This window comes from Mesorhizobium sp. 113-3-9 (genome assembly GCF_016756515.1).
GTDB lineage: Bacteria > Pseudomonadota > Alphaproteobacteria > Rhizobiales > Rhizobiaceae > Mesorhizobium.
Genome location: NZ_AP023246.1, coordinates 1,679,001 through 1,700,652, shown reverse-complemented (window position 1 = coordinate 1,700,652; position 21,652 = coordinate 1,679,001). Strand labels below are relative to the sequence as shown.

Genomic DNA, 21,652 nt, shown 5'->3' with positions numbered 1-21,652 from the left:
CTGTCTGCTCACGCACCGCCTGGGCGGTGCGTTGATCTGTCCTAAGCCCCTTCCGCCAGAACCGCCGCCATCGCCTCGTCGAGAACGCCGACCAGATGATCGGCATTGGCCCGGCTGAAGATCATCGGCGGACGCATCTTCAGGACATTGTCATGCGGCCCCTCGGTGCCGATCAGCACGCCACGTGCCCTCACCCCATCATTGATGCGGCGGGCAAGGCGTGTGGCCGGCGCCTTGCTCTTGCGATCCTCGACCAGTTCGATGCCGAGGAAGAGGCCCTGGCCGCGCACATCGCCGATGATGTCGTAGCGGTCCTGCAAGGCCTTGAAGCGGGCCATGAGGTAATCACCGATCTCCAGCGCATTGCGCCTGAGGCCATCGCGCTCGATGACGTCGAGCACCGCGAGCCCGGCAGCGCAGGAAACCGGGTTGCCGCCAAAGGTGTTGAAATACTCCATGCCGTTGTTGAACGAGGCGGCGATCTCTGACGTCGTCACCAGCGCCGCCATCGGATGGCCGTTGCCGATCGGCTTGCCCATGGTGACGATGTCGGGCGTCACGCCTTGCGTCTCGAAAGCCCACCAATGGCTGCCGACGCGGCCGAAACCGACCTGCACCTCGTCGGCCGCGCAAATGCCGCCGGCGGCGCGCACCATCGCATAGATCTCCGCGAGATAACCGTCCGGCAAGAACACCTGGCCGGCGACGCTGGGGATCGATTCCGCCAGGAACAGGCCCGGCGCGCGGCCTTGTCTCGCCATATCGGCGATCTGCTCGGCGACGCTCCCGGCGAAACGCTTTGCATGTTCGTCCACCGGCCATTCGGCCGGGGCGCGATAGCTGTCGGGTATGGTTGCCTCGAACACATGCGCCGGGCGCCCCTTGCCGCCCTTGCGCTTGTATTTGTAGGGGCTGAGTTCGATCAGTTCCTGCGTCGTGCCGTGATAAGCCCAGTCGAGCACGATCGTCTCGCCGCGGCCGGTATGGGTCCGCGCCATGCGCAGCATCAGGCTGTTGGCCTCGCTTCCCGAGCAGGCGAAGGACGCCACCGACAGGCCGGCGGGCAGCGTCGCCGTCAGCCGTTCCGCATAGGTGACGATGGCATCGTGCAGATAGCGCGTGTTGGTGTTGAGCTTCGCGGCCTGTCCGGCGATCGCCTCGACCACGTCGGGATGGGCATGGCCGAGATGGCAGACATTGTTGAAACAGTCGAGATAGGCGCGGCCGCGATCGTCGATCAGCCAGACGCCCTCGCCGCGCACGAACTTGATCGGCTCGGAATAGGAAATGGAGAGATTGGGCAGCAGCGACGCCTTGCGCGCGGCAACGATCTGCGGCCGCGACCTGCCGCTCTGCCGGAAGGTTTCCGGCGGAATGCCGGCGAGATCGGCCGCATCGGGAAAAAGCTCCTTCCAGACGTCAAGATAGCGCCCCTCGCCGACCCCGAGAATGTCGCGTGCGGCGAGGCTGGCATCCGTCGATATCTGGAAATGCAGATGCGGCGCCCAACCGCCGTTTTCGGCTGGCGTGCCCATCTCGCCGACAAGCGCGCCCGCTTCCAGACGATCACCTGCCTTAAGCCTCCGTCCCGCCTCATGCGCCATATGCCCCCACAGCGTCACGAAGGGCGGGCAGCCCGGCGGCGTGTGCTCCAGCGCCACCAGGCAGCCATAGCCGAGTGGATCTTCCTCGACCTCGACGCTTCTGACGATGGCGGCGAGCGGCGTATAAAGCCGCGTCCCCGCCGCCATGAAAAGGTCGAGGCCGAGATGGTTGGCACGGCGAGCGCCTTCCACGAAACGCGACTGGAAGATGTCGCTGGTGTAGACGGTGCGTGCCTCACCCCATGGGCCGATCCCGAGCGCAATGCCGTGCTCGGCGCAATAGGCATCCCACCACGCCGTGGCCTTGTCGGGCTGCTGTGCGGCCGATGTCACCGTCATCGGATTTTGCGGATCGCCATAAGGCACCAGCGCCTTGGCAAGCGTCGCCGGATGGCGGTCGAGGATTGGCGCGAGCCGCGCCCGGTTTGCCGCGATCCAGCCTGTCACGGCGCGGGCGCCGGAGGCGGCTTCGAAGCCGCAGGCATGGCGCAGGATCGCCGTCGCGAAGCGCCGGTTCATCCTGTCCAGACGACGCAGCAATCGCCAGGCCGGCGCTTCCGAGATCGACAGATAGGGATTGTCGGCGGTGCGGTCCCTGCGCGCGGCCGACAGTGTCACCGAGGTGACGAGACGCATGGCGATGAGGTCGAACAGCAGGTCGAGTTCCTCTTCGCGCAGCGGATACTCGGCATGGAAGCCGGCGGCGAGGCGGGCAGCGGCACCGATCGGATCCTCGGCATCCAGGATCGCATAGGCGCAAGCGACCGCGACTTCGGCGATCAGCACGCTGTGCAACGCATCGCCGAAATCGATCAGCCCGGCGACACGCTCGGGCCTTTCGGGATCGACGAGCACATTCCAGTCATTGGCGTCGTTGTGGATGACCTGTGCCCGCAATGCCGGCAGGTTGGGTGCCACCTCGGCATCGAAATGATCGAGGAACCGTTCCAGCAGGGCGCGGTCCTGATCGTCGTCGATATGGTGCAGGCGTTGCCGTGCTGCACCTGCCCGGCGAATGTCCCAATCGAATGAGCGCAATGCGCCGGGGTGAATGAAGCCTTGCAGGGCGCGGTCCAGCCTGCCGAGCGCGCCGCCCAGGCTTTCCAGCAGCGCCGGCGTGGTCTGGCTCTCGGCCAGCGGCCGGCCGGGAAGCCACGACACCAGGCGCACGGCATGATCCTCGCCGGCCGGCACCTTGGCATGGGCGAGCGAAGCACCCTGCAGCGTCTTCCTCAGACGTGGCACGGCCAGATCCGGGCTGTTGTGCTCGAGGTGATCGAACAATGCCGTCTGGAATTCGCTCTCGACGATGGGCTCGCTGGCGTTGACGATCTTCAGGATCCACAGCGAATGGTCTGGAGCGGTCAGCTTGAAATTTCGGTCGCGCTCGCTGTCGAGCGGCGCGATGCTGCCGGAGATACCGAAGTACCGCGTCGCGATATCGACGGCCTCGTTCTGCGAGACTTGAGGGGCTGGGTGTGAAACGTTGGTCATCGGGATTCCGGATTTGCCTTGTCAAAGCTTGGCATGGGCCTGGAAATCGGGCATCCGGCAAAGCGTCGGTTGCGCCGGCACAATGACTGCATCGGCCGGCACATTAACGGAACCGCGGGGGGAGCGTGACGTCATGAAGGAACTGGACGCCAAGGACCGGGACATTCTTGCCATTCTGTCCAAGGAAGCCCGCATCCCCCTGAAGACGCTCGCGGGGCGCATCGGCCTGTCGCGCAGCGCCACGAGCGAGCGGGTGGCTTCGCTGGAAAAGCGTGGTGTCATCAGAGGCTACCGGGCCGATATCGGCCAGATGGACAAAGGACTGGTTTGCGCCTTCCTGCTGGTCACGCTGGTCCGCACGCCGTCAATCGGCATTCTCGACCAGCTGGCACGCTATCCGGAGGTCCGGCGCGTGTCGTCGGTAAGTGGCCAGCTGGATCTCGTGGTCGAGGTCGAAGTGCCGTCGATCGACAGGCTGAACACAGTGCGCGACCTCGTTGCCACGCTCGGCGGCGTCGAGGACCTGACGACCGCGATCGTCTTGCGCCGGGACATTGAACGCGCCGTCGATTGAGAGCTCCGCGACAACGGCGTCCTTCGCGCACGGCCACGTCCGCACAGCCATACCTATTTGGCGATCTCCAGCAACGACGCCACCAGCAGATCGCGCTCGTCCTTCGACAGCACGTCGAAATCGAAGAGGTTCAAGCTGCGCAGCCCCTCGATGGCGAGATAACAGATCAGCAGCGATTTGAGGTCTGATGTCTCGCCCTTCAGCCGCTCGAAAAGCTGCTGCTTGAATGTCTTTATCGGCGTCATGAAATCGGGATCCTCGGCGATCGCCGAAAATATCCAAGAGGCCGAGGGCTGCTTTTCCTCGCAATCACTGGCCGACAGCCTGATATAGGCGGCGAGCGGGTTTTCGCCATCGTCGCCGCTGCTGGCGGCTTCCAGCGCTTGCTCGAAATCGCGCAGATAACCCTCGACCAGCCCCTGCATCAGTTTTGCCTTGGTCGGGAAATTGTAGAGCAGCCCGCCTTTCGATACGCCGGCGCGGCTGGCGACGGCATCCAGCGATAGGCTGCCGGGCCCGGATTCCCGGGCAACATCAGCCGCCGCTGCGAGAATCTTCTCGCGCGAGTTCGGTCGTCGGGCTCTCATGGCGCCTCCCATCGCAAGCTTAGGCCCAATTGACAAGACCGTCCAGACGGTACAGTAAGACCGCCACTATTTGAAATCGGGACCCGCAGTCGGTATGTGTCCCGATGTCCGAGCTTCGCGCCGGATTTCGACTGAGGGGACTTCCTTGTTCAAGCGCATACTTCGTATCTTTCTCATCATTGTCGTCCTGGCTGTGCTCGTCATTGTGGTCGGCGGAATCGTCGGCTTCAACTTCCTGCGCGACAACGGCATCAAGCAGTATTTCGCCACGATGAAGCCGCCGGCGGCGACCGTTTCGACGACCATCGCCAAACCGTCGAACTGGACGCCGGGCGTCGAGGCGATCGGTACGGTGCGCGCCGTGCGCGGTGTCGACCTGACGGTCGAGACCGCCGGCATCGTCAAGGAGATCCCCTTCCATGCCAACGAGAAGGTGGCGGCCAACGCGGTGCTGCTGCAACTCGACGACGCCGTCGAACGCGCCGATCTGGACGCACAGAAGGCGCAGGCCGCGCTCGATCAGGTATCGCTGACCCGCGCCATCGAACTGACCAGGCGTGGCGTCGGCTCCGACTCGACGCTGGACAGCGCGCGAGCGGCGGCGTCCGCTTCGGCATCCCAGGTCACCAGGTTGCAGGCGGTGCTCGACCAGAAGCAACTGACGGCGCCCTTCGGCGGCACGGTCGGCATTCCGAGGATCGACCTGGGCCAGTACATCGCACCCGGCACCTCGGTGGTGACGCTGCAGGATCTCGACACGATGCGGGTCGACTTCTCGGTTCCCGAACAGCAATTGCCGTTGCTCAAGATCGGTCAGACGGTTCGGCTGGGCCTGAGCGGCGCGGACATGCCGTTCGCCGGCGCCATTCGCGGCATCGACCCCAAGATCGACTCGTCCAGCCGGCTGGTGAACATCAGGGCGGAAGTCGCCAATCCGGAAGGCAAGCTCACTCCTGGCCAGTTCGTGCAGGTGCGTGTCGAATTGCCCGAGGAGCAGAACGTGCTGGCGCTGCCGCAAACGGCGCTGACCACCAGCCTTTATGGCGACTACGTCTTCGTGGTGCAGCAGGCGAAGCCCGCCGGGGCGGCCCCGGCCCAGACCGCCAAACCGGAGGAGAAGCCCGCGGCGGCGGCCACCGACAAGCCGGCGGACGCCAAGCCGGCCAACGCGATGAAACCGGCGGCTGATGCCATGAAGCCTGCCGCCGATGCCGCCAAGCCAGCGGACAAGGCCGCTTCCGATGCCGCCAAACCGGCGGTTGCCGACCCTGCCAAACCGGCGGCGGAAGGCGACAAGCCCGCGCTTGTCCTGTCACAGGTTTTCGTCAAGCCCGGCCGCCGCAATCAAGGCATGGTCGAGATCGTCGAAGGTCTGAATGCCGGCGACGAGGTCGTCACCGCGGGTCAGAACCGCCTCTTCAACGGCATGTCCGTCAACGTCGACAACACGATCGACCCGACCAAATCGGCGAACAAGCAGGCCGACGACCAATGAGCTTTTCCGATCTCTTCATTCGCCGGCCCGTCCTGTCGACGGTTCTTGCCTGCATGATCCTGCTGCTCGGTTTCCAGGGCATCTTCAACCTGTCGATCCGGCAGTATCCGAAGGTTGACGAGACCGCGATCACGATCACGACGGCCTATCCGGGCGCCAGCGCCGACCTGATCCAGGGCTTCATTTCAGCCCCGATCGCGCGCGCCGTCGCCTCGACCGAGAACATCGACTACGTCACCTCGTCCAGCCGTCCGTCCTCCAGCACCGTGACGGTGCAGATGAAGCTCGGCTCCGACCCGGACGTCGCGCTCACCGAAGTGCTGTCCAAGGTCCAGGGCGTGCGCGGCACCTTGCCGGACGCGTCCAAGGATCCGGTCATCGTCAAGGGCACCGGCCAGCAGTTCGCGATGATGTACATCTCGATGCAGAATCCGAACATGACGAAGGAGCAGCTGACGGAGTATATCGAGCGCGTCATCAGGCCTCGCATGTCGACGGTCGAAGGCGTCGCCGACGTGCAGATCTTCGGCGCCCAGGAATACTCGATGCGCGTCTGGATCGATCCGATCAGGCTCGCGGCGCGTGGCGTGACGGCGGCGGAAGTGCTGGCGGCGATCAACAACTCGAACTTCCTGTCGGCGCCCGGTAACACCCAGAACGAGTACGTCGTTTCGTCGATCACCGTGCGCTCGACGCTGCAGACGCCGGAAGCCTTCGCCGAGCTGCCGCTGCGCTCGATCGACGGCAATGTCGTGCGGCTGCGCGACGTGGCCCGTGTCGAACTCGCTGCCGCGAACACCGATACAAGAGTGAGCTTCAACGGCAAGCCCGGCACCTTCCTCGCCATCTTCCCGACCCCGGCGGCCAATCCGCTGACCACCGCGGCAGCGCTCACCAAGCTCGTACCGCAGATCCAGGAGACGCTGCCGAAAGGCATGACGATCGAGGTCGTCTACGACGCGACCGGACAGATCAGCGCCTCGATCGACGAAGTGTTCAAGACCATCGCCGAGGCGGTCGCCATCGTCGTCGTGGTCATCCTCTTGTTCCTTGGCTCCTTCCGTTCGGTGATGATGCCGATCATCACCATCCCGCTGTCGCTGATCGGCGTCTGTTTCCTTTTGTTCGCGGTCGGCTACTCGATCAATCTTCTGTCGCTGCTGGCCATGGTGCTGGCGATCGGCCTTGTCGTCGACGACGCCATCGTGGTGGTGGAGAACATCCACCGCCACATGGAAGAAGACCACATGTCGCCCATGCAGGCCGCCTTCAACGGCATGCGCGAAATCGCCAGTGCCATCGTCGCCATGACCATGACGCTGGCTGCCGTGTTCGCACCGCTGGCCTTCACGGGTGGCCTGACCGGCGCGCTGTTCCGTGAATTCGCGGTGACGCTCGCCGGCTCGGTGGTGCTGTCGGGCATCATCGCCATCACCATCACCCCGATGATGTCGGCACGCCTCCTGAAGCCCGGCAACCCAGGCCGTTTCCAGCGCATTGTCGACGGCACGTTCGCGCGGGTGGAGCACGTCTATGAGCGAGCCGTCACCGGTTCGTTGAACTACCGCCCGCTGACGCTGCTGATCGTGCTGGCGCTTGTCGGTGTGACCGGCTTCATGTTCACCAAGACCTCGAGCGAGCTGGCACCGGAAGAGGATCAGGGCTTCCTGCTCTCGCTGGTGACCGCGCCGCGTTATGCGACATCCGATTACACCGAGACCTACGTCAACCAGATTCTCGGTCTGGTGAGGGATATTCCGGAGACACGAGCGCAGTTCTCCGCCGTTGCCTTCGGCGGTACGACGAACAGTGCCTTCGTCGGTTTTGCTTTCAAGGATTGGGCGGATCGCAAGCGCAATTCGAAAGAGCTGCAGGCCGACATTACCGCTCGTATCGCCAAAGTGGCGGGCGTCCAGGCCTTCGTCTTCGCTCCGCCGACGCTGCCGGGGTCCGGCGGCGGCTTGCCCATCTCCCTGGTGGTACGCTCGACCGGCGATTCCGCCGAAGTGTACGAGGCGGCCGAGCAGATCAAGAACAAGGCGCAGGCCTCCGGCCGCTTCATCGTCGTGCAGAATTCGATGGCCTATGACGCACCGCAGGTGACGGTGACCATCGACCGAGACCGCGCCGCGGCGCTTAACCTGCCGATCGCCGATATCGGCCGCACGCTCACCTTGCTGGTCGGCGGCGCCGAGGTGGCGCAGTTCGACCGCGACTCCAACAGTTACGACATCATCCCCCAGGTGCCGCAGGAATTCCGCGACAACCCCGAAAGGCTCGGCGAGTATTTCGTGCGCAGCGTGACGGGCGAGATGGTGCCGCTGTCGGCCGTGGTAAAGATTTCGAACAATGCCTCGCCGGCGGCAATCGAGCAGTTCAACCAGCTGAATTCGTCGACGATTTCCGCGCTGCCGCTGCCCGGCGTCACCACCGGCGACGGTTTGAAGGTCCTCGAGGACATTGCCAAGGAGAGCCTGCCCGATACCTTCTTCATCGACTATTCCGGCCAGTCCCGGCAGGAGAAGGAACAGGGCAACACGATCCTGATCGCTTTCGGAGCGGCAGTCATCGTCATCTACCTGGTGCTGGCGGCGCAGTTTGAGAGCTTCCGCGACCCGCTGATCATCATGATGGCGGTGCCGCTGTCGATTTTCGGCGCTATCGTGCCGCTCAATCTGGGCCTTGGCACGCTCAACATCTACACGCAGGTCGGCCTGATCACGCTGATCGGCCTGATCACCAAGCACGGCATCCTGCTGGTCGAGTTTGCCAACCAGCAGCGCGAGGCCCATGGCATGCGGCGGCGCGACGCCATCATCGCCTCGGCCAAGGTGCGCCTGCGGCCGATCCTGATGACGACGGCGGCAATGGCGCTTGGCGTTGTGCCGCTGATCACGTCGAGCGGCGCGGGTGCCGCGGCCCGCTATTCGATGGGCCTGGTGATCTTCACCGGCATCCTGGTCGGCACCATGTTCACGCTCTTCGTCGTGCCCATGTTCTACACCTTCATCGCCAGCAAGGACTTGCCGCATCACGCGGAAAAGCCGGATCCGAAATTGATGCCGGCGCTGCCGGATTGATGGAAAGACGAAGAACAAAAAAGAGGCCGGGAATTTCCCGGCCTCTTTTTTTGGCTGCGCTCAACCGCGTGAAGGATCCTGCGGGAGTCCTGAACAGGCACGGCGGTCCGCCGGCCCGCTCACAGCCTGCTACTTGACGATGACGATGCTGGTGTTGGCCGGCCCGAAGGTCTCGACAAGCTGGTAGAAATCGGCGGCATTGTCGGGATGCAGCCGCACGCAGCCATGCGAGGCCGGCTGGCCGAGGCGCTTGATCGCATAGGTGGCGTGCACCGCGTAGCCGCCGCTGAAGAACACCGAGTGCGGCATCGGCGCGTTGTCGTACTTCCTCGAATACCACATCTCATGCATGCGCGTCGGCTTGAACGAGCCCGTCGGCGTCACATGCGCCCGGTCGCCGGTGGAAACCTTCCAGGCGAAGGTCGGCCGGCCGTCGACCGAGACTTCCATGATCTGCTGTGAAAGCGAGACCCGCGCCACGATCTTGTTGGCGGCGTGCGCTGCGTCGGCGCCGAACAGAAGCGCGGCACCCGTGAGCGCGGCGGCGGTGATGTTGATGAGCTTGGCGGAAATGGTGGTGTGCATGATATCCCCTCTCTCTGCCGGTCCGGCCGGCTCCAATTCGATGAGCGGCTTATCGCTGCGGCATGTTTCGGACAGATTTCGCGAAATGCTCGTTTGTGTTTCGAATCTGTTTCCTCCGGTTAACAAATTAAGCGGTCGCATCGCCTGCGTTCGCTCGCGTAAACCGGAGCGGGATGCGGCACATAGGTATTTTCCTCGAAACGAAAGTTCGTATTCCGTTATATGAAAGGTCTGTGGCCTATCTCGAAACCAATCTGCAACAAAACGTCGGGTCTGGCGGCATGATCCGGATACGGGCCGGAAGCAAAGTTGACGTAACGAAAGCAGACGGCAACGACCATGGGAACGAAAACGAACACGCGGTCCTGGCTTTTCAGGATCAGCATCGCGGCGGCGGTCATCGGCGGTGTCGGCACGGTTGCCGGCGGTTCCGTGGCAAGGTTGGCGGCGATGAGTTCGAACGAGATCTCTACACTGCACGCCGCCCTGTTTTCCGCCACGGTCTGGATTGTGTCCAGCCTGCGCATCGCCCGGCTCAAGGCCCTCTGGCGGGTTGGCCTTCGGTTGCTGGCATTGCGCGGCCCCTCCGGCATCTTGCTGCCGAGAGGACCGAAGGCCCGCGCCGCGACGGGGGGCTCCGTGGGCGGCGCGGGCACTTCGGGAGTTTCCTGAAGCGACCCGCGACACATTGATTTTGAAGAATTGGCATTTCTGGGGAGTTGGAACGATGAAAACGAAATTCGCGGCCTCGGTGCTTTCCGCATTGCTTTATGCGCAGGGCCTGCTCGGCTTTGCCGCCCTTGCCACCGTGCTCCTGAGGGATCGTGCCCAGGCCAATGAACTCGTCATGAGCAACGACATGCCATCAGGGCCGTCGCTGCTGGTGGTACGCTGAGCTTCGGGAGCATCGGTGCGAGGGAGAAAATCCGATGCTCAGCCAGAAAGATCTTCCGGGCACCCTGCCATCAGTCAGCGAATTGCTGCGGCGGATCGAACCGGTAACCGGCGCCGCGTATGGTGGTGATGGTCTCGGTGTCGAGCTTGCGGCGCAGCCGCACGATCCGCGAATCGATCGAGCGATCGAAGGCATCGGCGTTCTCGGCCGGTGCCGCGGCGATGATGTCGTCACGCGTCAGCACCTTGCGGGGGCTGGCCAGGAACAGCCTGAGCAGCGCCACCTGGCCGGGCGAAAGCTGTTCCTCGGTGCCGGAGCGGTGCATGACGATGGCCGACCTCAAATCGACGGTCGCATTCTCCAGCACGATCAGTTCCTGGGTGCCCCTGCCGCGCCGCGACAGCAGGCCGCCGACACGGGCGGCGAGTTCCCTGACATTGAGCGGGCTTTCGACAACGTCGGCCGCACCCAGTTCGAGCGCCAGCACCTTGTCGACCAGATCGCTAGGCCGGCAGATCAGGATGAAGTCGGGTCCATCCCCGCCGCCCTCGCCTTGGCCGCCATAACGCCTGAGCAGATCCCGCCCTTCCGCCTGGCTGAGACTGTCACCGACGACAACGACATCGATGCCCCTGCCCGCCAGCAGCGATTCCGCCTCCCAGGGCTGTCGCGCCTGGCGCACGTCATGGCCACGCCGCTCGAGATGGTCTGCAAGTTCGGTCGCGACCACCTCGGCGACGGAAACAAGCGCGATGACGGCTCGTGCGGCCATGTTTTCCAACCATTCCCTTGCAACCGGATATGAGTGCTGGACATGATGTTTATACCCAATCTACTTTCCACTGAAAGTGGGAGCGAGTGCATCGTGCGGGCAAGAATTGTTATCGTCGAGGACGAGCCCGACCTGAGGGACGCGGTTGCCGAATATCTCGGCGCTGCCGGCTATGACGTGGCGACCGCGGAAACCGCGGCCGCCGCACGCAGCCTGATCGAGACGCAACCCTTCCATCTGGCCATCCTCGACATTGCCATGCCGGGCGAGGACGGGCTGTCGCTTGGCCGCTGGCTGCGCTCGAAAATGCCGATCGGCATCATCTACGCGACCGCCGCCGGCACCGCGCTCGACCGCATCGTCGGGCTGGAACTCGGCGCCGACGACTACATCGTCAAGCCATACGAATTGCGCGAAGTGCTGGCGAGGGTCCGCAGCGTGCTGCGCCGCGTTCCGCAGCCGACGGAGCTGCTCGACAGGAAAGCCAAGGCAGATCGCCGCTCGGTCGCCTTCGGCCCGTTCCAGGCCGATCTCGACGGCAGGCTGGTCACCGGTGCCAATGGCGCCGTGATCGACATGGCCAAGAGCGAATTCGACGTGCTGGAGGTCTTCCTGACCCGCGCCAACCGGCTGCTGACACGAGCCGCGATCTCGGAGGCCATCGGCTTCACCGAGGATCCGGAATCGTCGCGCGCCGTCGACATCCGCATCATGCGCCTGAGGAAGAAGATCGAGATGGACCCGGCCAACCCGAAATTCCTCCGCACGGTGCGCGGCGAAGGCTATATCTTCTCGCTGCCGACCGGCGACGGCAACTGAGCGCCAGGCCCACAGGGTTCAGGTTCGCAGCCGTTGCTCGCCGATCGAATTTGGGCCGATCGAATTGGCAATGACCTTGGAATAACGGCTGACAATGACGGGCGAAGCAACAAGCACGGATATGCAGGGTTTCAGGCAGGGCGCGGCGATGGCGGCCGTGCGCGTCGTTCGGCGGCTGCGCGAGGCCGGCGACTGGCAGCGCGAAATGGACGGGATATTGGAGACGCTGTGCCGGGCCATCGAGTGCCAGCGCGGCATCCTGTTCCGCTTGCGTGAGCTGCCTGGCCAGGGCTTTGCCCAGTCGGTGTCCGCCTACTGGATCGACCCCGACTTCGGTGGAGAACTGGCCTCGCCGACCGTCATCATGCAGTCGATCGTCAACTCCGATCCGCTGTTGGAGCGCGTGGCCGAGGACGAACGGCAAGGCAAGATCTTCGCCGGGCACACGCGCAATCTCGAAGGCTTCCTGAGAACCGATTTCGAGAAGCAGAGCATCAAGTCGTTCCTGTCGGTGTCGGTCTTCGCGCATGGCCATCTGTGGGGCACGCTGGCCGTCAATGACTGCGTCGGCGAGCGCGAGTGGACCGATGAGGAAGAGGCGACGCTGCACATCATCGCGCTCGCCATCGGCGACGCCATCGAACACTCGCCCTCCGACGCCCATGCCAGCGAAGTCATCCGGCGAACCATGCTGCAGGCCTCGCTCGACGCCATCATCGTCATCGACGAGGCCGGATCGATCATCGAATTCAATCCTGCGGCCGAAAAGATGTTCGGCTTCCGGCGCAGCGACATCCTCGGCAAGGACCTGCTCGACACCGTCGTGCCCGTATACTACCGCAAGGGGTATTCCTCGGGCGCCGACTACATGTCGGGCCGCGGCGCGCCCATGGTCGGCCAGCGGCTCGAGACCGTGACGCAGAATGCCGCTGGCGAAGTTTTTCCGATCGAACTGACGGCGACCGAGATGCGGGTGGCCGACCGCCGCCTGATTTTCGGCTCGATCCGCGATTTGCGCGACAGGCTACGCGCCGAGGAAGAGATCAACCGGCAGCGCGAGAAACTGCATCAGAACGAGAAGATGGCGGCGATGGGCTCGCTGCTCGCGGGTGTTTCGCACGAGCTCAACAACCCGTTGGCGGTGGTGGTCGCGCAATCGACGCTGCTGCATGAATTCGCCACCGATCCGCAGACCAAGGTCCGTGCCGAGAAGGTCCGCGCCGCCGCCGAGCGCTGCGGCCGCATCGTCAAGAGCTTCCTCTCCATGGTGCGCCTGCATCCCGCGGCGCAGGCCGAGACCGATCTCAACCAGGTGATCCGCGCCGCCCTCGAGGTGACAGCCTACGGCGCCCGCTCGAGCGGCATCATCATCGATACCGATTTCGCGCCCGGTCCGCTGCTGGCCATGGCGGACGCCGATCACGTGACGCAGGTGGCCGCCAACTTTTTGATCAACAGCCAGCATGCGCTTGCCGGCATTGCCGGCGACCGGCTGATCAAGGTGCGGACGTTCCGTACCGATCGCGGCAATCCCGGCTTTTCGGTCGAGGACAACGGGCCCGGCATTCCGGAAGCGATCCGCAACCGCATCTTCGAATCCTATTTCACCACCAAGCCCGTTGGCGTGGGCACCGGCATTGGCCTGTCGATCTCGAAATCGATCATCGAACGGCACAATGGCAATGTCTGGTTCGAGGAAGTTGTGCCCAGAGGCGCGCGTTTCGTCGTCCATCTGCCGGCCATCTCGGCGGGCATCGCCACCGCCGGCGAGACGCAGCCACGCTCGAGCGGCCTGCGTCATGCCTTGATCATTGACGACGAACCTGACGTCGCCGGCTCGCTGTCGGACATTCTCGAACTGATGGGCATCAAGTCGCGGATCGCGCCCGTCTGGGTATCGGGCACCGCCACCTTGAGCGGCCACATGCCACCGGACATCGTCTTTTCGGACCTGCGCATGCCCGGCACATCGGGCATAGCGATCTACCGCGAACTGCTTGCCGAGAGGCCCGACCTCGCACGACGTTTCGTGCTGGTCACCGGCGATCTGATCGGCGCCAAGGCGGAAATCGAGGCCTTGCCGGCGCAGCAGCGGCCGCAAATCCTGGAAAAGCCGTTCAGCACGCTGGACGTGCGCAGCGTGCTTTCAACGATTGCCGAGCAGGCGGCGTTGAAAGGGTAAAAAAGAGGCTCCCGGCCGACTGAGCGGCGGGAGCCGAAGAGAGCGCTGGAGGAGCGCTCGGGGAGGTCAGAGCATGATCCCGAATGGGAACGGGTTTCGGGACCACACTTCGACGGAAATCAGAAAATGTTTGGCGTGTTGGTCAGTGGTGCGGCATTGGCGATCATGCGGATCGCGCGGGCCTTGTGCGTGCCGGACTGCTCGGCGATAGCGCGCAGGCAATCCACGCTCTCGGCGCCCCAGGCCTGTCCCTTGCAGGCGAAATCGAGCGTCGGCATCGGCAGCCGCGCGGTCTTGATTGTCGTCGGCGCGCCGTCAACGACGTTGGCCGGCGGGTTCAACGAAGCGAAGGCCGGCCCGACTGTCGGCGTAAGCGCCATGCCGACGAAGGCGCAAGCAGCCAGTCCCATGAACATAGCCATCGGGTGGTCGCTGGCGCGTTGGCGCAGCGCCAGTTTCGGGCGGCGGTCAGCGCGCTCTGGAGCCTGGAGGCGGTGCTCGCCGCTGATGATCTTGACTTTCGCATGCATTGCCTTCCCCTTCGCTGCGTTTCTTTTTGCTGATGAAACGAACTTACTCGCGCTTTGTAACAGCACGAACGTGGTGTAGATCTGGCAATGTAACCAGGTTGAAACAGAAGTTTCGGGCAAAATCGGGCAGAATCGGTCATTCCGGATCGCATGTGGCCGAGGCAAGCGAACCTCAGGCCAAGTCCCACGGGCGATCCCGGCCCCAAGCGCCTGCCGAACAGCAGATCGGCCGAGGCGCGGCGAGCGCTTTTTGCCTCCGGCCAGGCGTCTTGTCCTTCGGTTTCCGCGCTTCGGGATATCGTGTCGAAACGGCGCCTCGGAACCGAGGCTAACACCCGGATTCTCCGCGATTTTCCTGGGCAGCAGCCGTATCGAATTCAGCCAAGGGCAATGCCAGGGCCTCGCCTTGAAACCATTCGTATTTTCACAAGCCATTGCATTTCAATGAAAAATATGCTTTTATTGAATGATTATTCAACAAAAAGAAGAGACGTTTTATGAACCCGCACCTCCGTGACGTGGCGATCCCCAACGATTGGGACCGGCGGGGACTACCGGGCTGGAGTTACCATTCCGATGCCCTTCTCGAGCTTGAGAAGGAGCACGTCTTCCGCAACCACTGGCAGATCGTCGGCCATGTCAGCGACGTGCCCAACCCTGGCGATTACCTGACCATGGACGTGGTCGGCGAACGCGCCCTCATCGTGCGCGGCAAGGATGGCGTCGTGCGCGGCTTCAACAACATGTGCCGCCATCGCGGCAGCCGCGTCGTCGCCGACAGCCAGGGCAATTGCAAGAACGCGCTGGTGTGCCCGTTCCATGGCTGGGTCTACAATCTCGACGGCACGCTGCGCGGCGCCGCGCGCCCGCGCTCCTTCCCCGACCTCGACAAGACCGAGTTCGGCCTGATGCAGCTCGATCTCGAAATCTGGATGGGCTTCATTTTCATCCGCTTCCGCAATGGCGGCCCGCAGCCTTCAGTCGCCGAACTGATGAAGCCGATCGAACCCGAATTCGCGCACTACAATGCCGCCGACATGGTGCCGTCCTGGGGCATCTGGACCCAGAAGACCCCGGTCAACTGGAAGTCGGTGCGCGATGTCGACAATGAGGGCTATCACGTCGCCATGGCGCATCCCGCCTTGCAGGATCTCTATGGCGCGACCTATTTCGATGAGCCCTTCATAAACGGCGTGTCGCGATCCTTCGCCACCTACAACCCGCATGCCGGCCGCCGCTGGAGCGTCAGGAACTACGTCAAGATCGCGCCCGAGCCGACGCATCTGCCGGACTATCTGAAGAAGGCATGGGTTTACTATGGCATTTTCCCCAATGCGGTCATTTCGGTGATGCCGGAATCCGTGCAGTTCTATCAGGAGTTTCCGCTGTCGACGGGTCAGACCCTGCTGCGCGGCGCCATCTACCGTTACCGCGACGAAAGCCGCGAGCAGGCCGCCGCCAGATACCTGTCCTTCCGCATCGACCGCGACACCATGTCGGAAGATGTGCAGTTGTCCGTGTGGTCGAACGAATCCATGCTGTCCGAGGCCTTTGAGGGCTTCTATCTCTCAGACCTCGAATACGGAGTGCGCACCCACCACGACCATCTGCGCAAGATGCTGCCGGTGCTGGGCCTCGAGACCGCGCCCGAGGAGAAGGACATGTGGAATCTGAACGACGCGCTCAGGTCGCGGTCCTAGAGCAGTGCAGGTCTGGCCCGCTACGACGATTTCGCGCCGTGGCGCAGCCCATCGACGAGGAGAGCGACCATGCGCTCCGCGCGGCCGCTTCCGGCATTGTGGGCCGACATGCACAGGCTCGCCACCGCGCCAAGAAGCTCGTCGGCATCGACATCGGCGCGGATTTCTCTGACGGCGATCGCCTCATCGAGAAGCCTGCGCAGCGCAGGCCGCAGCCTCTGGTCGAAGTAACCCGGCAGACTGTCGAACGCCGGATCTCCTGAGTGCAGGGCCTTGGCGAGCCCACGCTTGGCCGCGACGAAGGCCGCGTATCGCTGCATCCAGTTCGCCAGCGCGTCGAAGGGTCGATGCCCAGCCGACAGGACGGAAGCTGCGTCCGCGCAGGCGTCAATCTCACGGCGGAAGACGGCGGCGATCAGGTCGGAGCGCTGCGGAAAGTGCCGATAGACGGTGCCGATGCCGACGCCCGCCCTTTCCGCGATCTCGCGCACCGGCGCATCCACGCCGGAACTCGCAAACACCGCCATGGCCGTCTGGAGCAGCGTGTCGAGATTGCGCCGCGCATCGGCGCGCACGCGCCGGTCGGCACGAGCCCGAGGCTCCAGGCCACCATCTGAATCGTCTGTCTGGTCGTTCACGACACACCCGCTTGCAAAACGGAACATTGTTCCGTATAAAAACGGAATACTGTTCCGCTTAGACCGAATAGCACAGCAAGGCAGTGCTGGCCACAACCCTGCACCAAGGAGAACGTTATGCACTACCGCACACTGGGACGAACCGGCATCAAGGTCAGCCCTTACTGCCTGGGCTCGATGATGTTCGGCGGACTGGGCAATCCCGACCACGACGATTGCATCCGCATAATCCACAGAGCCCTGGATCACGGCATCAACTTCATCGACACCGCCGACCGGTATAGCCGCGGTGAGTCGGAGGAGATCGTCGGCAAGGCGCTGAAGGGCCGGCGCGACAACATCGTGCTGACCACCAAGGTGAATGGGCCAATGGGGGAAGACGCGAACAGTCAGGGCAATTCACGACGCTGGATCATGCAGGCTGTGGAGGCGTCGCTGCGCCGCCTGCAAACCGACCATATCGATCTCTACCTCATTCATCGGCCGGCGCCGGACACAGACATCGAGGAAACGCTTTCCGCGCTCACCGATCTGATGCGCGCCGGCAAGGTGCGGGCGATCGGATCGTCGACCTTCCCGGCCTCCGAGATCGTCGAGGCCCAATGGGTCGCCGAGCGGCACGGGCTGGCCCGTTTCCGCACGGAACAGCCGCCATATTCGATCCTCGATCGCGGCATCGAGCGCGACGTGCTTCCCACCTGCGAGCGACATGGAATGGGAGCGATGGTCTGGAGCCCATTGTCGAAAGGCATGCTCACCGGGCGTTACCGCAAGGGGCAGAAGATGCCCGACAGCCTGCGGGTGAAATACATGCCCAGGCAAATGTCGGATGAGCGCAGCCTGGATGCGGTCGAGCAACTCATCCCGTTGGCGAACGAGGCCGGGCTGTCGCTCACCCACATGGCGATGGCTTTCGTGATGGCTCATCGGGGCGTGACATCGGCCATTCTTGGACCGCGCACGATGCAGCATCTCGACGATCTGCTCGCCGGCGCCGAGGTCCGCCTCGGCGACGACATTCTGGATCGGATCGATCAGATCGTCCCGCCGGGAACCGATGTCGGACTGAATGAGGCCAACTACAACCCGCCGGCGATCCTGCAAGCCGATCAGCGCCGCCGGCCTGCGGGCGAACGCGCCGCTGCATAGATCCGCAAGGTCGGAGGAGATCACCTGCCCAACAGGCACCTTCTCCCCGTGAAACGGGGAGAAGGGAGAGCTTTACCCCTGCCACACGCCTTCCCGACGCAGGTCATCCATCGTGCGTGAAATGCCTTCGCGCAGGATTGCGACCATGTCGTCGATCTGCTCGCGCGTGATGATCAGCGGCGGCGACATCACGCACATGTTGATCAGCGGACGAACCAGCAGGCCAAGCTCATGGCAATGGGCGTCGATGCGTTTGCCGACATCCTTGTCGAGTTGCAGCGGGTCCTTGCTTTCGCGGTCGGCGACGCACTCCACGCAGCCCATCAGCCCCACGCCGCGCACCTCGCCAACCAACGGCAATTCTTCCAGCGTCTTCAGCTGCGCCTGGAAATAGGGGGCGACCGCCTGCGTGTGCGCAAGCACGCTTTCTTCCAGCAGGTCGAGGTTCTTCAGCGCCACGGCGCAACCGACGGGGTGGCTGGTGTAGGTCAGGCCGTGGCCGAACATCGCATCGGGATGGTTCGAGCGGCGCAGTTCTTCCAGCAGCCGTTCCGAGATGATGACGCCACCGAGCGGAAAATAACCCGAGGTGACGCCCTTGGCGAAGGTGATCATGTCGGGATCGATGCCGAACACGTCGCCCGAGGCGAAGACATGGCCAAGCCGGCCAAAGCCCGTCACCACCTCGTCGGAGACATAGAGGATGTCGTTGTCGCGGCAGATCTCGCGGATGCGCCCGAGATAGCCATCGGGCGGCACGACGACGCCGCCGGAGGCCTGCACCGGCTCGCCGACGAAGGCGCCTATCCTGTCGGCGCCGACACGGGCGACCGTGTCGCGGAACTGCTCGACGAGGAAATCGGTGAAGGCGGCAAGGCTCATGCCTTGCGGACGGCGGAACGGATCGGGCGAGGACAGCTTGATCACCAGCTCGTCGGCACCATCCATCCAGTCGCGGTCGCGTGGGCGGCCGTTGAGTGAGGCCGACAGGTAGGTCGAGCCGTGATAGGCGCCGCCGCGCGACAGGATCAGCTTCTTTTCCGGGCGGCCGCGCACATTGTTGTAGAACTGCATGAAGCGCAGCGCCGTCTCCACGGCCGAAGAGCCGCCGGTGGTGTAGAAGACATGGCTGAGATCGCCCGGCGCATGGCCGGCGATGCGCATGGCAAGCTCCGCCGATGGCGCGTTCATCGTGTACCAGGGCGTGTTGTAGGACAACGCCATCGCCTGGTCGTACATCACCTTGGCCAGCTCCTCGCGGCGGTGGCCGACATTGACGCACCACATGCCGGCCGGCCCGTCGATCAGCCGCTTGCCGGTGTTGTCGGTGATGTAGATGCCGTCGCCCTCACCGATCAGCGCGCGTGCTTCCGCACCGACGGAACCGGCATAAGGCCAGGGCTGGATGAGATGGCGCTTGGCCAGTTCGATGGCATCGCCGCCGCCGGGCTCGGTCGTCTCGGTCGCTCTTAGATCTCTCGCAGCCGCCATGATCGCCTCCACATCATCTCATCGATTTCTTCTCGGGCATCCAATTCAGCGTCAAATGCCGAAAATCCGGGCTTTCTTCACTTCATTTTGAATGTCCGTTCAATCAATATTGCAGAAATAGCGCTTGATTTCAATCCGCGGATACGGGCATGATGAAAGAAAGCCGGCAAGGGGAACAACAAGTCGGCGCCAGCACAATGGGATGCCGCATGGCGGAACAGTCCAGGCCAGCAACCGAAATCACGCCCGGAGCCCTGCCCCCCGGAGTCTGGCAATGACGGCGGCGGCGGAAGGGTCGCCCCCGCTGCGCATGACGCGGGCCAGACGAAATGCCCTTCTGCAGTCCGAGCCCGTACAGGGCTTTGCCCTGATCAGCCCGACCTTTCTCTACGCGCTCATCCTGCTGGTCCTGCCGATCCTGGTGGTCATCGCCCATTCCTTCTGGACACAGCATTACCTGACCATCGACCGCACCTTCACGCTGGAAAACTACCGCGTCGCGCTGACCGAACCGATCTACCGGGATCTGTTGTGGCGCTCGCTCTACATCTCGCTGACGGTGAGCCTGCTCACCGTCATCCTCGCCTACCCGATCGCCTACTTCATTTCTTTCCATGGCGGCCGTCACAAGAGCCTGTGGCTGTTCCTCATCACCATCCCGTTCTGGACCAGCTATCTCCTGCGCGTCATGTCCTGGAAGGTCATCCTTGGCTACAACGGGGTCCTGAATTCCGGCCTGATGGGCCTCGGCATCATCCACGAGCCGTCGACGGCCCTGCTCTACAATTCGAGCGCCGTCATCATCACGCTTACCCACGCCTGGGCGGCCTTCGCCATCCTGCCGATCTTCGTCTCGCTGGAGAAGGTCGACCGCACGCTGGTCGAAGCGGCCACCGACCTTGGCGACGGCCCCTTGCGCTCGTTCCTGCGCGTGACCTTGCCGCTGTCGGCACCAGGCGTCATCTCGGCGGCGCTGATCGTCATGATCCCGACCGTCGGCGACTACGTCACGCCGAAGCTCGTCGGCGGCAAGGACGGCGTCATGATCGCCAATGCCATCCAGGCGCAGTTCGGCAAGGCCGCCAACTGGCCGCTGGGTGCCGCCCTTTCCGTCACCACCATGCTGATCGTCACCTTGATGGCCGGCGCCACGGTGCTGATCATCCGCGCCTTGCAGAGGCTGGCACGATGAGGGCGCGGCGTTTCCTTTCGGGCGGCTGGCTGTCCGTCTATGCGTTCCTCTACATCGTCTTCCTCTATCTGCCCGTCATCTTCCTGCCGATCTTCTCGATCAACACCGCGCCAACGCCGAAATTCCCGCTCACCGGCTTCACCCTGCAATGGTATGCGGACCTGCCGCACACGCCGGCCCTGCTCGACGCCGCCTGGAACAGCCTCAAAGTCGGTGTCTGCGCCTCGGTTCTCGCCACCGTGCTCGGCATCCTCGCCGCCCGCTCGATCACCCGCTACCGCTATCCCGGCCGCCGCACCATCAACGGCCTGATCATGGCGCCGCTGGTGCTACCCGAGGTGATCGTCGCCATCTCCATGCTGCTGGTGATGCTGCAGCTGGGCTTGAGCCTGTCGCTATTCACCGTCGTGCTCGGCCATGTGCTGGTCTGCATTCCGTATTCGATGACGGTGCTGACCTCCGGTTTCGAAGGCTTCGACCGCAGCCTGGAGGAAGCCTCCGCCGACCTCGGCGAAAGCGCCTTCGGGACCTTCCGGCGGGTGACGCTGCCGATGGTGGCGCCGGCCATCATCTCGAGCCTGCTCGTCTGTTTCACCATCTCGCTCGACGAATTCATCATCGCCTTCTTCCTGACCGGCACCGAAGCGACGCTGCCGATCTACATCTGGGGCCAGTTGCGCTTCGCCTCGAAACTGCCAGGCGTGCTGGCGCTGGGCACGCTGCTGCTCGTTGCCTCTTTCCTGTTGATGACGATTGCCGAAATCCTGCGTCGCCGCGCGGCCAGACGCACCCAGAACGAGGGAGGCCTCTATGCCTGAACAGCCGCAGATCGAGCGCCCTCAATCCGATCGAGCCCAGTCCGATC

18 protein-coding genes are annotated in these 21,652 nt (G+C 63.7%); 10 read left to right on the top strand and 8 right to left on the bottom strand.

The window, feature by feature from the left end; genetic code table 11:
• Nucleotides 1-41 precede the first annotated feature (41 nt).
• On the bottom strand, nucleotides 42-3,098 hold the full coding sequence (locus MesoLj_RS08245; RefSeq protein WP_202325677.1) for an aminotransferase class III-fold pyridoxal phosphate-dependent enzyme: 3,057 nt from the start codon (nucleotides 3,096-3,098) through the stop codon (nucleotides 42-44).
• A 133-nt stretch (nucleotides 3,099-3,231) separates the two neighbouring features.
• Here MesoLj_RS08245 and MesoLj_RS08240 point away from each other — a divergent pair, with 133 nt between their 5' ends.
• Nucleotides 3,232-3,672 carry an Lrp/AsnC family transcriptional regulator gene (locus tag MesoLj_RS08240; RefSeq protein ID WP_202325676.1) on the top strand — a complete coding sequence of 147 codons (441 nt, stop codon included), beginning with the start codon at nucleotides 3,232-3,234 and terminating at the stop codon, nucleotides 3,670-3,672.
• A gap of 53 nt (nucleotides 3,673-3,725) precedes the next feature.
• On the opposite strand, the gene MesoLj_RS08235 is transcribed toward MesoLj_RS08240, so the two are convergent.
• On the bottom strand, nucleotides 3,726-4,259 hold the full coding sequence (locus MesoLj_RS08235) for a TetR/AcrR family transcriptional regulator (protein ID WP_140772630.1): 534 nt from the start codon (nucleotides 4,257-4,259) through the stop codon (nucleotides 3,726-3,728).
• 145 nt (nucleotides 4,260-4,404) lie between these two features.
• Between MesoLj_RS08235 and MesoLj_RS08230 the strand changes: the two genes are divergently transcribed.
• Nucleotides 4,405-5,754, top strand: a complete 1,350-nt coding sequence (locus tag MesoLj_RS08230) for an efflux RND transporter periplasmic adaptor subunit (protein WP_202325675.1) — start codon at nucleotides 4,405-4,407, stop codon at nucleotides 5,752-5,754.
• On the top strand, nucleotides 5,751-8,834 hold the full coding sequence (locus MesoLj_RS08225; protein ID WP_202325674.1) for an efflux RND transporter permease subunit: 3,084 nt from the start codon (nucleotides 5,751-5,753) through the stop codon (nucleotides 8,832-8,834). The genes MesoLj_RS08230 and MesoLj_RS08225 overlap by 4 nt, the downstream gene beginning before the upstream one ends.
• 129 nt (nucleotides 8,835-8,963) lie before the next feature.
• Here the strand turns inward: MesoLj_RS08225 and MesoLj_RS08220 are convergent, their stop codons facing one another.
• Nucleotides 8,964-9,419 (bottom strand): L,D-transpeptidase, encoded by a 456-nt coding sequence (locus tag MesoLj_RS08220; RefSeq protein WP_202325673.1) that lies wholly within the window; start codon nucleotides 9,417-9,419, stop codon nucleotides 8,964-8,966.
• 218 nt (nucleotides 9,420-9,637) lie between these two features.
• Nucleotides 9,638-9,958 carry a hypothetical protein gene (locus tag MesoLj_RS08215; protein ID WP_202325672.1) on the bottom strand — a complete coding sequence of 107 codons (321 nt, stop codon included), beginning with the start codon at nucleotides 9,956-9,958 and terminating at the stop codon, nucleotides 9,638-9,640.
• A gap of 188 nt (nucleotides 9,959-10,146) precedes the next feature.
• Here MesoLj_RS08215 and MesoLj_RS08210 point away from each other — a divergent pair, with 188 nt between their 5' ends.
• Nucleotides 10,147-10,314, top strand: a complete 168-nt coding sequence (locus MesoLj_RS08210; protein ID WP_140772640.1) for a hypothetical protein — start codon at nucleotides 10,147-10,149, stop codon at nucleotides 10,312-10,314.
• A 70-nt stretch (nucleotides 10,315-10,384) separates the two neighbouring features.
• Here the strand turns inward: MesoLj_RS08210 and MesoLj_RS08205 are convergent, their stop codons facing one another.
• Nucleotides 10,385-11,086 (bottom strand): response regulator transcription factor, encoded by a 702-nt coding sequence (locus tag MesoLj_RS08205; RefSeq protein WP_140772642.1) that lies wholly within the window; start codon nucleotides 11,084-11,086, stop codon nucleotides 10,385-10,387.
• Between the two features lie 45 nt (nucleotides 11,087-11,131).
• On the opposite strand from MesoLj_RS08205, the gene MesoLj_RS08200 reads away from it, so the two are divergent.
• Both MesoLj_RS08200 and MesoLj_RS08195 read left to right on the top strand, forming a co-directional pair.
• Entirely contained in the window at nucleotides 11,132-11,905 is a 774-nt protein-coding gene (locus MesoLj_RS08200; protein WP_181179873.1) for a response regulator, read from the top strand.
• Nucleotides 11,906-11,999: 94 nt separating this feature from the next.
• On the top strand, nucleotides 12,000-14,087 hold the full coding sequence (locus tag MesoLj_RS08195; RefSeq protein ID WP_202325671.1) for an ATP-binding protein: 2,088 nt from the start codon (nucleotides 12,000-12,002) through the stop codon (nucleotides 14,085-14,087).
• A 119-nt stretch (nucleotides 14,088-14,206) separates the two neighbouring features.
• Here the strand turns inward: MesoLj_RS08195 and MesoLj_RS08190 are convergent, their stop codons facing one another.
• Entirely contained in the window at nucleotides 14,207-14,617 is a 411-nt protein-coding gene (locus MesoLj_RS08190; protein ID WP_140772646.1) for a hypothetical protein, read from the bottom strand.
• Between the two features lie 497 nt (nucleotides 14,618-15,114).
• Between MesoLj_RS08190 and MesoLj_RS08185 the strand changes: the two genes are divergently transcribed.
• A complete protein-coding gene (locus MesoLj_RS08185; protein WP_140772648.1) occupies nucleotides 15,115-16,317 on the top strand; it encodes an aromatic ring-hydroxylating oxygenase subunit alpha in 1,203 nt (400 codons plus the stop codon).
• Nucleotides 16,318-16,337: 20 nt separating this feature from the next.
• Here MesoLj_RS08185 and MesoLj_RS08180 read toward each other — a convergent pair whose 3' ends face one another.
• Complete coding sequence (locus MesoLj_RS08180) at nucleotides 16,338-16,982, bottom strand: TetR/AcrR family transcriptional regulator (RefSeq protein WP_202325670.1); 645 nt, start codon at nucleotides 16,980-16,982, stop codon at nucleotides 16,338-16,340.
• 90 nt (nucleotides 16,983-17,072) lie between these two features.
• Between MesoLj_RS08180 and MesoLj_RS08175 the strand changes: the two genes are divergently transcribed.
• On the top strand, nucleotides 17,073-18,104 hold the full coding sequence (locus tag MesoLj_RS08175) for an aldo/keto reductase (protein ID WP_202325669.1): 1,032 nt from the start codon (nucleotides 17,073-17,075) through the stop codon (nucleotides 18,102-18,104).
• 72 nt (nucleotides 18,105-18,176) lie between these two features.
• Here MesoLj_RS08175 and MesoLj_RS08170 read toward each other — a convergent pair whose 3' ends face one another.
• The gene (locus tag MesoLj_RS08170; protein WP_202325668.1) at nucleotides 18,177-19,595 is read right to left on the bottom strand and encodes an aminotransferase; all 1,419 of its coding nucleotides are present in this window, start codon (nucleotides 19,593-19,595) and stop codon (nucleotides 18,177-18,179) included.
• A 274-nt stretch (nucleotides 19,596-19,869) separates the two neighbouring features.
• On the opposite strand from MesoLj_RS08170, the gene MesoLj_RS08165 reads away from it, so the two are divergent.
• Together MesoLj_RS08165 and MesoLj_RS08160 are read left to right on the top strand one after the other, a co-directional pair.
• Nucleotides 19,870-20,787, top strand: coding sequence for an ABC transporter permease (locus MesoLj_RS08165; RefSeq protein ID WP_140772656.1), 918 nt, complete (start codon nucleotides 19,870-19,872; stop codon nucleotides 20,785-20,787).
• The gene (locus MesoLj_RS08160) at nucleotides 20,784-21,605 is read left to right on the top strand and encodes an ABC transporter permease (protein WP_202325667.1); all 822 of its coding nucleotides are present in this window, start codon (nucleotides 20,784-20,786) and stop codon (nucleotides 21,603-21,605) included. The genes MesoLj_RS08165 and MesoLj_RS08160 overlap by 4 nt, the downstream gene beginning before the upstream one ends.
• The last annotated feature ends 47 nt before the right edge of the window (nucleotides 21,606-21,652 follow it).